A 13,728-nucleotide genomic window follows, 5' to 3' on the forward strand; every position below is an offset into this window, starting at 1 on the left:
AGAAAAAGGCGAGGAGAGGGCGCTTGCATGGAACAATGGATGAACTACGCTGAACAGATTCGTCAAGAAACGGGTTTGCCTATTATTTGCGTTCAGACCTCTCGTGTATCAGTCGACCAGCTCCTGCTTGAGCACCAAGAGCGCGGGTGGGAGCTTTCGGCCATTGCAGAGGATGACTCGGGAGCGGTTTGGCTTCTTTTCATTGAAAGTCTCTCGTGGCATGTATCTGCCAGGGCAATGCTCCGTCTTTTTTTCACCCCGCAAGCCACTCGAACGGGCGGATCTGTAATCAATCAGGTCTCCGCCTGGTTACATAGCATTTGTCATGGCTCACCGATCTCTCCCCCAGCCCGCCTCGAACAGCTTTGGTCCTGGCGTGAGCCGCGCGCTGTTTTTCTCATGGAGCACTCCAGATGGGAGAGCGTCTTTGAGTGGCAAACCCTCCAGCCCTTGCTCCAAGACTTTTTCAAAGGAGAGGATTCCTCTTTTCTTGGAATCCCGCTGGGTCGCTCCTATTATTTGCTTCTCGTCCCCATCTCCATCCTTGGAAATCAAAACGATCCGGAAGAGTTACTGGAGTGGGCATCCGGGCTGCATGATCTCGTCTCGACCGAGCAGATGGAGCATGTCCGCCTTTTGGTCAGCCGAACGATCTCGACGCCCGTTTTGCTCGGAAAAGCGCTGCAAGAGCTTCTCTCCCTGTCCCACGCGTTGACCGCTTTTCGTCCTCGGACCATGGTTGCCGGCTCCTGGCAATATCCGTTAGAGCAATGGGCAGCTGCCTTGCCACCCGAGACGAGACTCGAGCTTTTGCGCAGCCTTCCTCCCTCCATCACCGCTCATACCTTGAGCGCAGAACAGATCGAGACGCTGGAGACGCTGTTTCAGTGCCAGTGGAATATCAGCGATACGGCCCGCCAGCTGTATGTGCACCGCAATACCCTTCTCTACCGCTTGGACAAGCTGACAGAACAAACGGGACTCGACCCGCGACAGTTTCCACATGCCATCCTTTTCCAGCTATTGCTGCTCTTTCGGCAAAATTGACCAAACAATTCGTACAATTTTACCGTAGAGCCATCTGTCTTGACTTGGTACCCTTGTAGTAGAACCTCATCCATGATTGTCTTCACGCTGCTTGGGGGGTATCCACGACTATGGCAAAAGTAACCTTAAACCACATTTACAAAAAATACGGCAACAACGTAACCGCAGTAGATGACTTTCATCTGGAAATTCAGGATCGGGAATTCCTCGTCCTCGTCGGTCCGTCAGGCTGCGGGAAATCGACGACCCTGCGCATGATTGCGGGTCTGGAGGAAATATCGGAAGGCGATATGTACATCGGAGAAAAACGCGTCAACGATGTCGCCCCAAAAGATCGGGATATCGCCATGGTCTTCCAAAGCTATGCCCTCTATCCTCACATGAATGTGTACGAGAACATGGCTTTCGGGCTGAAGCTGCGCAAATTTTCCAAATCGGATATCGATGCACGCATTCAGGAAGCTGCACGGATCCTCGATATTTCCCACTTGCTCGACCGCAAGCCAAAAGCGCTGTCTGGTGGTCAACGCCAGCGGGTCGCATTGGGCCGTGCAATCGTGCGTGAGCCACAGGTTTTTCTCATGGATGAACCGCTGTCCAACCTGGATGCCAAGCTGCGGGTTCAGATGCGCACGGAAATTTTGAAGCTCCACCAGCGCCTGAACACAACGATCATCTACGTAACTCACGATCAGACAGAGGCCATGACGATGGGAGACCGCATCGTTGTCATGAAAGATGGACTCATCCAACAGGTAGCGACACCGACTGAAATTTACAATCATCCGCTAAATCTGTTTGTCGCCAGCTTCATCGGCTCCCCAGCGATGAACTTCGTAAAAGGCAGCGTCTTCGAACGAGAGGGCCAGCTATTTTTCGAGTCAGATCAGCTGATCGTGACCTTCCCGACAGACAAGGCCAAACAACTGCGTGAGCGAGGCTATGTCAACAAAAGCGTCATTTTCGGCATCCGCCCCGAAGACCTGTACAGTGACGCGCAATTTATCGAAGCGAATCCATTTGACAGCTTCCTCGAAGCAGATGTGGATGTCGTCGAGAATATGGGCTCGGAGCTGTACGTTTATTTCCATAATATAGCCCAGACACAAATGGTTGCTCGCGTAGATGCCAGAGAAGGCCTGAAGCCCCGAATGAAGGTAAAACTGGGAATGGATTTGTCCAAATGCCATGTATTTGACAGCGAGACGGAACTGGCTGTATTCTAATAGCAAAGTGAAGGTGGAATGTCTTTTTTCCGACATTCCCTTTTCTATTTTTTACGATCAAATCTTTTGGATCAGGCACGATTTTCCTGATTCTTGGATTATACAGAGAAAGAGTGGAGAGGAAAGAAAATGGCGTATAAAATTGTCTTTTTTGACATTGACGGTACCCTGCTTAATACGAAGCATGCCATACCTGCAGCAACCATCGAAGCCGTACAGCGCCTGAAGGAAAAAGGCGTCCAGATCGCCATCGCCACGGGGCGTTCGCCTTATCACTTGTCAAAGATCGCCAATCAGCTGGGCATCGATACCTTTGTCAGCTTTAACGGCTCTTATGTGGTAAGTAAAGGCAACGTGATCGCACACACACCTTTTTCTACAGAGACTTTGGCGAAGCTTGAGGGAATGGCAGACGGAAATCAGCATCCCATGGTGTTCCTCAGTGCTGACAGCTGCTATGCAAACGTCAGCGATCATCCGTACGTCATCGAATCGTTTGATTCCTTGCGCCTGCCTGCTCCGTCTCATCGTCACCGCTACTGGGCGGAAGCACCTATTTACCAAGCATTTCTTTATTGCAATGCGGATGAAGAGGAGCCGTATGTCGATCGTTTCCACGAGGTTTCCTATGTACGCTGGCACAAGCAAGTTCTGGACGTCTTGCCGCCAAACGGCTCAAAGGCAAAAGGCATTGAAGCGGCCCTGCGCCATTTTGGCTACAGCCCGGACGAAGCTGTCGCGTTTGGTGACGGACTGAACGACAAAGAGATGCTCGCCTACGTCGGAATGGGAATCGCGATGGGGAATGCCCACGAGGAGCTCAAACCATATGCAAACCGCATTACCCGTCACGTCGATGAGGACGGCATTCATCATGGATTATTACAACTAGGGCTGATTTAGTAGGAAGGATGTAGGAAAAAGCATGTCTTGGGAATGGTTTAATATTATTGGAACGGTCGCATTCGTGATCAGCGGCGCTGTCATCGCGATGGAGGAAGAATACGATCTTCTCGGCGTCATCGTCTTGGGGATGGCTACCGCATTTGGTGGAGGGATTTTGCGCAACATCTTGCTCGGTATCCCGCTTACTGCTTTTTGGAATCAAGGCACCTTGTTTACCATCGCACTCGTATCTATGCTCATCGTCTTTGTCCTCCCCCACAAATATATTGGCTATTGGAACCGATGGGGACTGTTTTTCGATGCTGTCGGGCTTTCCGCTTTTGCGATTCAGGGGGCGATGTATGCAACTCAAATGAATTATCCCCTCAGCGCAACGATCGTCGCTGCTGTTTTGACCGGTATCGGCGGCGGGATTATCCGCGATGTGCTTGCAGGACGTAAGCCTCTCGTGTTCAAGGAAGAAATCTATGCGGTTTGGGCCATGGTGGCTGGTGTCGCGGTCGGCTTAAAATGGGCGACATCTATTCCCGAGCTGTATGCACTGTTCTCTGCTATCATCGTGTGCAGAATGGTTTCTGTCTATCGGGGCTGGAAGCTTCCACGCCGCTCTTTGCGTCCCACACCCACCCCCTCTTCTGCTCCACGACCTTTAAACAATCGAATGTAAGCTTTTACCTTCATAATCACTCTCTCGGTGTGCAGGCTATATCCATAAGCACATGAGGGAGTGATTTTTTTGCGCTTTGCCCCGATTGTCGTCGCGGTCGCTTTGGTCGGACTCGTCGTCGTTCCCTATCGCATGCAGCAAAATGCGGAGCAGGAAATGCGCGAGCCCCATCCTCGGGTCACTTCACTGAATGCCAGTATCCCGAGGATCAACTACATCGAACAAGTAAAAGACATACGCCGAGGCTTGGAGAAGCGCAGCCACATTCAGACGCTGCACCACAACCCTCGCGATCGGAGCCATTATATCGAGCATGAAGTCGTTGTTCGCTTTTCACCGCGCCCTGATCAGAAAACGATAGACAAAATGGTCGCCTCCCTCGATGCCAAAATCAAACGGGACTTTGACAAATTCATCATCATCAAATCACGCAGCCTCACTACCAAGCAATTGATGAAGAAGCTGGCCGAGCATCCGGACTCCGTTTTTGCGGAGCCAAACTTTCTGTTGCTTCCGAACAGAACGCCGAACGATCCCTACTATACGGAGTACCAGTGGAACCTCTCGCTGATTGGAATGGAACAAAGTTGGGATGTCAGCGAGGGCAGCAGTGACGTCATTGTTGCTGTTGTCGATACAGGAGTGGACATGGAGCACCCAGAGTTTGAAGGCAAGCTCGTAGAGGGCTACAACGTACTTGACGGCAGCAATAAGCCGCAGGATGACAATGGTCACGGCACGCATGTCTCCGGGGTGATTGCGGCCAAAACAAACAACAAGGACGGCATTGCCGGGATGACCTGGAAAAGCAAGCTCATGCCGATCAAAGCGATCGGTGCTGATGGCTCAGGCTCGGCTGTAGATATCGCGCAAGGCATCTACTGGGCGACGGATCACGGTGCCGATGTCATCAACCTGAGCGTAGGAAACTACACCTCCTCAGCCGCTCTGAAGGAAGCGTGCAAGTACGCCTACGACAACAATGTCGTGCTGGTCGCAGCTTCGGGAAACGACGCATCTGATCAGCCTAGCTACCCCGCTGCCTACGATGAAGTGCTTTCCGTTGCTGCCGTTGATCACCTGAAGGAACGCGCCGATTTCTCCAATTTTGGGGACTATGTAGACGTGGCAGCACCCGGGGTCGATATCCCCAGCACCTACATCTACAGCGACTATGCCTCCCTGTCCGGAACGTCCATGGCATGTCCACATGTAGCCGCGTTGGCAGCGCTCGTACGGTCCGTTCATCCGGATATGAAATCCCATGACGTGATGGAGCTCATTCGCAGCTCTGCCCTCGATCTGGGCCCACCTGGACATGACCAGCTGTACGGATTCGGGATGATTGACGTCAATCGCACATTAAGACAACTGCATACGGAGCCAGCCCAATCCGAGCAAGCCCCACCAACTTTTGGCGGCCTCCTCAATAAATTTTTGCTGCGTCTTCGCTTTGGTTTTGAATGAAGAAACTTTTGGAGGAGGATAAGAAATGAAGGCTTGCATCCTGTTTGCCCATGAAGGTGAATCCAGCTTTTGTCACTCGATTCTATCCCACGTTACCCAATCGCTGGAGAAGCAGAATATCGAGTACAAGCTGCGGGATCTGTACAAAATGAACTTTCAGCCGGTATTTCGTTCAGAGGATATGAAGCTGGTTGAAAAGGGTACGGCTTCCCCCGATATTCTCGAAGAACAAGCCATCATCACCGAATCCGATCTGCTCGTCATGATCTATCCGGTGTGGTGGTGGTCGACTCCGGCGATTTTAAAAGGGTACATCGACCGCGTCTTCACAGATGGCTTTGCTTTTCATTACGAGGACAAAGGTCCCGTCGGTTTGCTCGCGGGCAAGCAGGCCATTGTGTTTACCACGACCTCAGAAACAGCAAAAGAATTGGTCGCCACAGGCATGGATGCGGTCATCGAAAAACAAATTGCCGAGGGCACGCTTGGGATGATCGGTTATCATGTCGACTATCACAACTTCGCTGCCGTCCCCCATATCGAGGAAGGCGCGCTCAGCAACATGCTTCGTCAGGTGGACGAGCGCATGCTGCACATCCGGCAGCCAGTAGGCGTGTAAGCCCCGCTACTTCCCTTTGCCTCAAACGATCCAAGCACCAGCGAGACAAACAGAAATGGATAGAGATTCAGTTGATGACTGAACCTCTATCCATTTTTTGCAGTCAGCTCGCAACTATGCCTGTGCTTGCTCCTTCTGCATCCGTTTTTTTGTGATATAATCCGTTTCGTAATATTGCAGATCATCCCGCATTTGCTCAAATACCTTGGACAGAGAAAGCGTCAGTTGCTGCAGCTCAGGGGTGACCTGTTTGCGGAAAATAATGGCGTCTTGTCCGGTATAGGAATAGCGACCGTCTTCGTCATAGACCTCGCCTTTGGGGTAGTAGAAGTTATTGACACAGGTATGGTAGACCTGATACAAAACTTCTTCGGCAAACTCCTCATTGAACCGTGCTCGGCGAAGGGAAACCCCTAGCCTGTCGTACGCATTTTCGCAGTATACAAGTAAATGGCGCAGGTCAGAAAGATAGGTCCGGTAGTAAGATTCGTACTCTTCTTTGTCACCGGACTGAGAAACTAGGCTGGATAAGGTCACCTGGTTCAAATAGCGTTCCACTTCCATGCTTACCTTTTTCAACTTGGTGTACGTCTCTTCGCACAATTGTTTCAGATGAGTCGCTGACATAATGTCCCCCTTGCGTTGAAAATCTGCCTTTTTTAAGTAAGTATATAGGATAGATTCTTTACAACACAAGAGATTCTTTTCCACATTCCCCTTCCTAAACCGTCGCTGATTCGCTCGCAGATGCCGTCTTTTTCCTCGTTTGCAGCAGGTAGATGACATACGCTGCGAACAGGCCCAGCACGGACATAAAGCATAAAATCAGTAGATCGGAAGTGACTGCAGAAAGCCCGTGGCCCTTTGTTAAAATTTCTCGGACACCATGTAAAAAATAGGTAAGCGGTAAAGATTTTCCAATCGCAGTTACTCCGGCTGGCATAGACATGAACGGCCAGGTAAATCCAGAAAGCATGAAGGACGGAACCGCGATGAGCATGGCAGTCTGCGTAGCTTGCAGCTGGTCTTTCGAGAAAAAGGAAATCGCATAGCCGATCGACAGCACAGCCAGATTAAAAGCACTAGCGATGAGCATGAGGTTGACTGTGCTTCCGTAGTACGGGATCCCGAAAACCTTCAGCAAGAGCGTGAACCCGATAAACATATTGAGCGTTCCTGCCAAGAAGTAAGGAAGGAGCTTGCTTGCTGTAATCGCCCAAAAACTGTTATTTTCCATGGTGCTGCGCCAGGTTCCCGCTTCTTTTTGCTGCGTAACGGAGATCGCAATCCCGAGAAACAGCACTTGCTGAAGCACCGTTCCCGCCAGCCCGAAGACCATAAAGGACATGTAGCTAAAAGTCGGGTTGTATAAAACCCGATAACGATAGTCGATACCGGTGTAGAGGTTTTTCCCCTCTTCTCCCCATCCGCCTTTTGCCTCGAGCTTTTTGAGTGTAGTACCGGCTGAGACAGTCTTGACTACCGTGCTGGCAGTCCGTACAGCCGTGTTGGATATCATCATGTTACTGCCGTCGATAATAGTCAGTACCTCAGCTTCCCGCCCTGCCTTGACGTTCTTCTCCAGCTCCGCCGGGATGATCAGGGCGACGTTCGCTTGCCCGCGATCAATCAGGCTCATCGCTTCTTCCTCGGTTCCTACGATCGAGGTGATCTGAAAGGTCTGATCGACCTCAAAGGCACGGTACAGTTCCCGACTCAACTCGGTCTGATCCGCATCGACCATGACCGTCGGGATATGCATGACTTTTTTCTCGCTGTACAAAAAGCCAAACAGGGTCAAATACATCAACGGAACGATGAAGATAATGTTCCGAATTGTTTTATTGGTAAAAAGGTTTTGCCATTCTGTCCAGAAGAGGCGGGAGAAATTACTCACCGTTACCAGCCCCTTCAACATTCCACTCGACCGTCAGACCCGGACGCAGCTGCGGATCATCCACGATCAGTTTTACCTGGAAGGAACGAATATCGCGATCCCCTAATTCCTGTGTCGCTTTTTTCACCGCAAAATCCGCAGCAGGGGCAACCGTTACGACTTTTGCATCCACTTCCCGTTTCAATGCCGGTACATACAATTTCACGGTATCTCCCGCTTTTACAGCGGACAGGCTGTACTCATCCACGTAAAACTTCACATAGTTATCTGCTTTGGACTGAATGGTCAACACGGTAAAGCCCTGTGCGACCAATTCGCCTTTTTGCACCGCTACCGATTTCACGACACCGTCAACAGGCGCAGTCAGCTTCGTGTTGTTCAAATAAGCCTCGATTTCCGCCAAAGCCCCTTTTGCCTGCTGGACACCCGCTTCTGCCGATTTCACATCCAGCTCTTTCAGGCCAACCTGCCCGCGCGCTGCTACCGCCTGATTGTACACCGCTTTCGCCTGGTCCAGCTGGGCCTGTGCTGCATCTACCTGCTCGCGTCTGGCTCCCGACTGTGCCATATTCAGCGACTCTACAGCCGCTTTGTTCTCTGCAGTCGCTTGTTGATACTGCATGTCGGCTTCCTCCACTTTTACTTGGGGAACAGCCCCTTCTGCAAACAGCTTTTTCATCCGCTCCAGGTTGGTTGCCGCGATCTGCTTCGCTGTAGCTGTAGCCTGTACTTTCGCTTTCAGCTGAGCGACCTCTTCGGACCGCGCACCATTTTTGTTGGCAGCCAATTGAGCAGCAGCGGAGTTTACTTGCGCGCTCGCCTGATCCACCTGTGCATCGCTCGAGCTATCCGTCAAAGTCACTCCCTTTTTCGCCTGCTCCAGCTTTACCTGCGCCAGATGATAGGCTGCCTCTGCCTGTTCTTTCTTTGCCAAAAGCTCCTCACTGTTCAGCGTGGCAACCAGCTGTCCTGCCTTGACCTCATCGCCCTCGGCTAGGGACAATTGTTCGATGGAGCCCCCCATTTTAAAGGACAAGTCGACTTCGGTTCCCTCAATGACACCTGCTATTTTATCCGCTCGCTGCCCGGAGACGTTTCCTACTCCCGGTCCAAATAATACGGTTCCCAATACTGCGATGCCGGCCGCAAAGCCAGCCACCCCGATCCATGCACGCTTGTTCATCTGTTTTCCCCTCTTTTGTGTATGTGTATTTCTTTTAGATTAGCAACGCTTATCCAAGATACCCGCCAGCATCGTCCGCAGCGTCTCCCGAACTGCATCCGTGTTCAGCGGCTCCTTCCGAAACTGTTTGCGCAAAACGGTGAATCCAATCATGCCAAACAGAGCCGAAGCCAAAGTCCGTATCTCCACATCCGCTCGAATATATCCTTTTTGCTGCAAATCGGTCATGTAGGTTTCCATGGTAGTAAAATACCCGGTCAACAGACCTCCGACCAACTGATCTCGTTGTTCGTCACCCGTAAAGAAGCTCAGCAACAAGAAGCAAAGCTCCTGATTTTCGGAAAAGAAGCGAAGATGCTCATCCAACACACTCATCATGCGATCTTCCAGCGATAGCTCTTCCTTTTGCATGACACTGTCTACATGGTAAATCAGCATCTTCACGCCTTTTTCGATGACGTATAAAAACAGCTCCTCCTTCGTGGAAAAGTGGTAGTACAGCGTCCCTTTTGCGACCTGCGAGACTTCTGCGATCGTGTCCATCGAAGTTTCACTGAAGCCGTACTGGGCAAACGCAGTCAAAGCCCCCTGCGCAATCTGATCTTTTTTTGATGAGGCCATCACTCCCATCCCCTTTCATTTTTGAACTGACTGGTCAGTACAAAAACAGTGTAATTTGCCTTCCTAGTTTTGTCAAGAGAGTCCCGTCTTATGTCTTCCCTCGTTTTTGCATGAAAAAAAGACCGCGTCGTGGCGGTCTTACTGGGTCATGATTTTTTGATACGTTTCCTGCGTAGCGAGCATGGGCGCAACCCCTAGCTGCTCCTGTAGCTTGGCCACACATTTTTCGTACCATCGTATGGCTTGCTTGCGATTGTTCAGTCGGTAGTAGGCTGTCATCAGCAGGCGGTAGGCTTCCTCCCAGCAGTCATCTACCTTTAGGATGGCCTCGCACCAGCGGATCACCCCTTCCAGACGGTTCTCCTCCAGCCTGATTTTAGCCAGTCTCTCGGCTCCCCGCAGAAACAAGGCTTGGAGCCGCTCTCTTTCCTCCACACACCAGTCGTCGTAGCGGCATTCCGGCAGGTAATCCCCCTGGTAATACCCAAGCCCTTTTTCCAGCAAAATCGCCGCCTGCACGGGGTCTGCTTCAGCGAAACCTAGCGTGACGAGCTTCTCGAATTCTTCGACATCAATGTGATAGCCGGAAGCGAGGTTAAATCCGTAGGAGCTGCCGTGCCTTTGGATGAAAAATGTTTCGGCTCTCGCTGCTCGGTTTGGCTCCAGCGCTTTATTCAAAGCATTTAAAGCAACCTTGAAGTCCCGGATCGCCGACTCCTCGTCACTGTCTGCCCACAGGCGGTTCATAATCTCCTCTCGAGCGAGCAGATGCTGCCGTTTGGTGAGCAAAAGCTGAAACAACAGCTTGGCAGTACCGCGCTGCCATGCTTTTTCGCTCAGTTCGTTTTCCCCAAGCCATACACGGAATTGCCCCAGCGTTTGTATGCGCAGTGTGTAGCCGGGGTGGAACGTCACGTTTTGCAGACCTAGATCGTTCAGCAGCTGCGAAACGTAATCCGGCGATACTTGACGTCGCTCCGCTTCGATGAGCACGGGCATCAGCTGCTGGACGTCCTGAGGGGTAAGCATCGTCGGACGTCTCAGCAAGAAGTGATACTCACCAGACTGCATAAGCGACAGGGCTTGGGTCATGGCGGGTACGAATTTGTCCCATTCTTTGTTGCGATAGGCCAGATAGCTGATCCACAGCTGACAGGTAACGACACCATAGCTGTCACCGCATTTGCTCAGCCGCTCCACACAATCGGAAAAGACATCCTGAGCCTCTCTGTCCTTTCCATAGGTCGCATAAGCAATCCCGATCGCCATACGAACCAAGCTGTTCAGCCAGTCGTCTCGCATCGCGTCCGTCTCCTGCTTGCCTCGCTCGCCGTATTGCAAGGCGAGATCAAGCGCTTTTTCCCTGCCGTACAGCAATGTGAGTCCCAGGAGCGTTTCCGATTTTCCACGCGTGGACTGCAGCTCCTCCATCATGCGCAGCCCTTTTTCGTACAGCAGGCGAATTTCTTCCGCTGGGAGCTGCTGACTGATCAGAGCTGCATGGGCTTTTCGGACGTAGCCGTTCGCTTCCACAAACGGAGAGTTCGCCGCTCTGCCCAGCTCAATCGCCGTTTCGGCTGCTTGCCAGCCGCGCTCCCAGTCTCCGTTCAAGGCGTACACAAACGAAAGAAGAAGGGAAGTTTCCCGGTACGAACGTGTCAGCTTCGGGTGCTTCTTTCTCTCGTCCAAAGACTTGTTCTCCAGCAGTTGGATGGAGGATTGCAATCGCCCGGTGCGAAACAATAGTCGTGATTCGAGCTCCACCTCTGTCAACTGCTCCAGCTCCTGGCTTTTTCCATACCATTCTGCAGCCTGTTTGGCATCCCCGCGATTGGTGTATATCTCGGCAAGCACCCTGTACAGTCTAGGAGCCGTTTCCTGCCCTTGTTCAGCCGGTGGAAGGAGCTCAATCGCCTGCTTCAGCAAGGTCTCTGCACGATCGCCCCCCTGAACGCTGTCGAGGTGTACGCGTGCCATGCCCTCGAGGCCTCGGCATTGACCGATTAGATCATGCTTGGTCTGGCTTAGGTCGATAAAATGCTGGTACGACCCAAACGCATTTACGTAGTGGCAGCGGTAACGTTCTACCTCGGCCTGATAAAACCACAGCCAATGCTTTTCCTCTTTGATCGTGTCGGGCAAAAGCGTGATCCAGTGATACAGAACATCGAGCTTTCCGTCCATCAGTAATCGCTCGGACGCCTGATGGAGCCACTCTCCCAGCACGTCCCATTTTTCTGCCAGCTGCAAATGCTCGAAGGCTTTCCCGTCTTCCCCTTTTCGTCGATACCAAAGGGCAGCCGCTTCGTTCACTTCCAAATACAGGTCACTATGGGAAGCCAGCTTACTTGCAAGCAGCCGATGGAAGAGCGGATGGAAGAAATGCCGCCCTTGTGCATCCACGGAAATGAACAGATTGTCATCGTGCGCCTCTCTCAGATTCTTTACTCCTTCATTTCCGAGGACTTGCCGGCAATCCTCCTCTTCAAACTGTTCCAGCACTGCGCATTTCATTAAAAAGGTCTGCAAGGAGCCTGCCAGTTGACTCCATACCTCCGCGTCCAGCAAGTGAACCAGCCGCGACAAGTCCCGTAAGCTTTCGGATACGGAGGTCCCCATCGCCATTTTATCTCCCAAGAAACGCAGGGAGAGCACCCACCCGCGCGAAACCTGCTCCACGCGGCTCCACTCCTCTGCAGAGAGCCAGACGTCATACTCATCTTGAAAAAACGCTTCGCTGTCATCTCTGGAAAACGTCAGGTCAGCTGTATCCAGTTCCAAGCATTCCCCTCGCGCTTTCCACAGTTCCATCTCCGTCCACGTCACGCGGGTTCGAGATAAAACCAACAGCTTGAGGCGATGCGGCAGCTGCCCTGCGAGCTTCCGAACGTATATGTCAACTGGGCTGTCCTTTGGAATAAACTGAAAGCCATCTAAAACAACAAAGTAGTCAGAATGCGCCTGCAGCTGCATCCATTCCCGAACGAACAACTCTGCCAACCGGTGTGGCTCAAGCGCTTCGGTCTCTACGGTCAGCTTTTGCATCAGCGATTCACCAAAGTGAGGCAATACACGCCGCACGCTCTCCACCAGCCCGTACAGAAATGCGGATAGCTCTTGATCCACCTCGGACAAGAAATACCAGCACGTTTCCCTGGCGGCATCATGCAAAAACGTAGCGACTGCCATGGTCTTTCCGTAGCCAGTGGCTGCGTGCACGACGCAAAACGGAACGTGATCCATCAGACGAAGTTTTTTCGCCAGAGATGGACGCCTTAGCACGTATGGTTTCGGGGTGGGAGGGGTTATTTTTGTGATCGAGACCTGCGGTGTTTTCATACATTGCACTCCTTGCCGTTCTCCTTCTCTCTTCTTTTGTTATTTCCCCATTATTGCTGTATTTCCTGCCTCGGGAGTGCAAACGCCAAAAAGCCCACCCGGACAATCCAGGTGGTGCTTTGTCAGTCGACCAAATTGTAGCCCTTGATCGTGTATCCAATGTCGTTGATCAAAACTTGAAACTCTTCATGGCTCACCGGCTCTTTCCGGATAATCCGCTCGTGCAGATCCGCGATCCGATCGTACAAAGCCCGAGTCGTGGACACGTACATAATATTGTACTGGGATTCGGTCTGCAAACGAACGCGCATTCTGTCCACTACCCGTTTTTGCAGGGCATCCGTGTGGCCGTTGTCGTTGCGAATGATCTTGCCTTTCGTATAGGGAATGCTGGGGTGTGGATTGACCTCATCAGGCTTTGGCGTATCGATCGGCAGTACCCCCACGAGGAGTGTATCTTTATACGCCAGCACTTTGATGTCGACTACTCCCGGTATCTTCTCGGCGTGTCTTTCCAGCCTGGAAACGAGATGCGGCTCGCGCTGGTGTACGTACTTTTGGCTAATCATCGCCGCTGGGCCTTTATCCAGCCCGGCATTGTCATTGCGATAGTTGATCCCGTACGATTCGTACTTCGCCTGATTTCCGTTCAAATCCTCCGATCCCTGTTCTTTGTTTGGCGAACAGCCTGCAAGCAAACCGGCGAGCATCATGGAAGCGCAGATTCCCACTTGAATTCGTTTCAACAAAAAACAC

At 51.8% G+C, this 13,728-nt stretch carries 12 protein-coding genes; 6 read left to right on the forward strand and 6 right to left on the reverse strand.

Going from position 1 to position 13,728, the window contains the following annotated elements; genetic code table 11:
- Positions 1-27: 27 nt before the first annotated feature.
- From EDM59_RS09445 to EDM59_RS09470, 6 genes are all read left to right on the forward strand, one after another.
- A complete protein-coding gene (locus tag EDM59_RS09445; protein WP_122923318.1) occupies positions 28-1,047 on the forward strand; it encodes a PucR family transcriptional regulator in 1,020 nt (339 codons plus the stop codon).
- A gap of 110 nt (positions 1,048-1,157) precedes the next feature.
- Complete coding sequence (locus tag EDM59_RS09450; RefSeq protein WP_122923319.1) at positions 1,158-2,273, forward strand: ABC transporter ATP-binding protein; 1,116 nt, start codon at positions 1,158-1,160, stop codon at positions 2,271-2,273.
- 129 nt (positions 2,274-2,402) lie between these two features.
- Positions 2,403-3,176, forward strand: coding sequence for a Cof-type HAD-IIB family hydrolase (locus tag EDM59_RS09455; protein ID WP_122923320.1), 774 nt, complete (start codon positions 2,403-2,405; stop codon positions 3,174-3,176).
- A gap of 22 nt (positions 3,177-3,198) precedes the next feature.
- Complete coding sequence (locus tag EDM59_RS09460; protein WP_122923321.1) at positions 3,199-3,846, forward strand: trimeric intracellular cation channel family protein; 648 nt, start codon at positions 3,199-3,201, stop codon at positions 3,844-3,846.
- A gap of 69 nt (positions 3,847-3,915) precedes the next feature.
- Positions 3,916-5,313: a S8 family peptidase gene (locus EDM59_RS09465; protein WP_246010953.1), complete on the forward strand. Its 1,398-nt coding sequence runs from the start codon at positions 3,916-3,918 to the stop codon at positions 5,311-5,313.
- A gap of 25 nt (positions 5,314-5,338) precedes the next feature.
- Positions 5,339-5,932, forward strand: a complete 594-nt coding sequence (locus EDM59_RS09470; protein ID WP_122923322.1) for an NAD(P)H-dependent oxidoreductase — start codon at positions 5,339-5,341, stop codon at positions 5,930-5,932.
- 114 nt (positions 5,933-6,046) lie between these two features.
- Here the strand turns inward: EDM59_RS09470 and EDM59_RS09475 are convergent, their stop codons facing one another.
- The 6 genes from EDM59_RS09475 to EDM59_RS09500 all read right to left on the reverse strand — a co-directional run bounded on the left by EDM59_RS09475 (position 6,047) and on the right by EDM59_RS09500 (position 13,718).
- The gene (locus tag EDM59_RS09475; RefSeq protein ID WP_092267944.1) at positions 6,047-6,559 is read right to left on the reverse strand and encodes a DUF3907 family protein; all 513 of its coding nucleotides are present in this window, start codon (positions 6,557-6,559) and stop codon (positions 6,047-6,049) included.
- 94 nt (positions 6,560-6,653) lie between these two features.
- Positions 6,654-7,829, reverse strand: coding sequence for an ABC transporter permease (locus EDM59_RS09480; RefSeq protein ID WP_122923323.1), 1,176 nt, complete (start codon positions 7,827-7,829; stop codon positions 6,654-6,656).
- Positions 7,822-9,012 (reverse strand): HlyD family secretion protein, encoded by a 1,191-nt coding sequence (locus EDM59_RS09485; RefSeq protein WP_122923324.1) that lies wholly within the window; start codon positions 9,010-9,012, stop codon positions 7,822-7,824. The genes EDM59_RS09480 and EDM59_RS09485 overlap by 8 nt, the downstream gene beginning before the upstream one ends.
- Before the next feature lie 39 nt (positions 9,013-9,051).
- Positions 9,052-9,633, reverse strand: coding sequence for a TetR/AcrR family transcriptional regulator (locus EDM59_RS09490; protein ID WP_122923325.1), 582 nt, complete (start codon positions 9,631-9,633; stop codon positions 9,052-9,054).
- A gap of 138 nt (positions 9,634-9,771) precedes the next feature.
- A complete protein-coding gene (locus tag EDM59_RS09495; RefSeq protein ID WP_122923326.1) occupies positions 9,772-12,972 on the reverse strand; it encodes an AfsR/SARP family transcriptional regulator in 3,201 nt (1,066 codons plus the stop codon).
- A 122-nt stretch (positions 12,973-13,094) separates the two neighbouring features.
- Positions 13,095-13,718 (reverse strand): sporulation protein, encoded by a 624-nt coding sequence (locus EDM59_RS09500; protein WP_122923327.1) that lies wholly within the window; start codon positions 13,716-13,718, stop codon positions 13,095-13,097.
- Positions 13,719-13,728 lie beyond the last annotated feature (10 nt).

The organism is Brevibacillus nitrificans, assembly GCF_003710965.1.
Classification (GTDB): domain Bacteria; phylum Bacillota; class Bacilli; order Brevibacillales; family Brevibacillaceae; genus Brevibacillus; species Brevibacillus centrosporus.

Excerpts from the sequence above, each read along its gene's own strand:
- EDM59_RS09485 (WP_122923324.1), bottom strand. The coding sequence starts at position 9,012 with ATGAACAAGCGTGCATGGATCGGGGTGGCTGGCTTTGCGGCCGGCATC.
- EDM59_RS09475 (WP_092267944.1), bottom strand. The coding sequence starts at position 6,559 with ATGTCAGCGACTCATCTGAAACAATTGTGCGAAGAGACGTACACCAAG.
- EDM59_RS09445 (WP_122923318.1), top strand. The coding sequence starts at position 28 with ATGGAACAATGGATGAACTACGCTGAACAGATTCGTCAAGAAACGGGT.
- EDM59_RS09495 (WP_122923326.1), bottom strand. The coding sequence starts at position 12,972 with ATGAAAACACCGCAGGTCTCGATCACAAAAATAACCCCTCCCACCCCG.
- EDM59_RS09455 (WP_122923320.1), top strand. The coding sequence starts at position 2,403 with ATGGCGTATAAAATTGTCTTTTTTGACATTGACGGTACCCTGCTTAAT.
- EDM59_RS09450 (WP_122923319.1), top strand. The coding sequence starts at position 1,158 with ATGGCAAAAGTAACCTTAAACCACATTTACAAAAAATACGGCAACAAC.
- EDM59_RS09490 (WP_122923325.1), bottom strand. The coding sequence starts at position 9,633 with ATGGCCTCATCAAAAAAAGATCAGATTGCGCAGGGGGCTTTGACTGCG.
- EDM59_RS09470 (WP_122923322.1), top strand. The coding sequence starts at position 5,339 with ATGAAGGCTTGCATCCTGTTTGCCCATGAAGGTGAATCCAGCTTTTGT.
- EDM59_RS09460 (WP_122923321.1), top strand. The coding sequence starts at position 3,199 with ATGTCTTGGGAATGGTTTAATATTATTGGAACGGTCGCATTCGTGATC.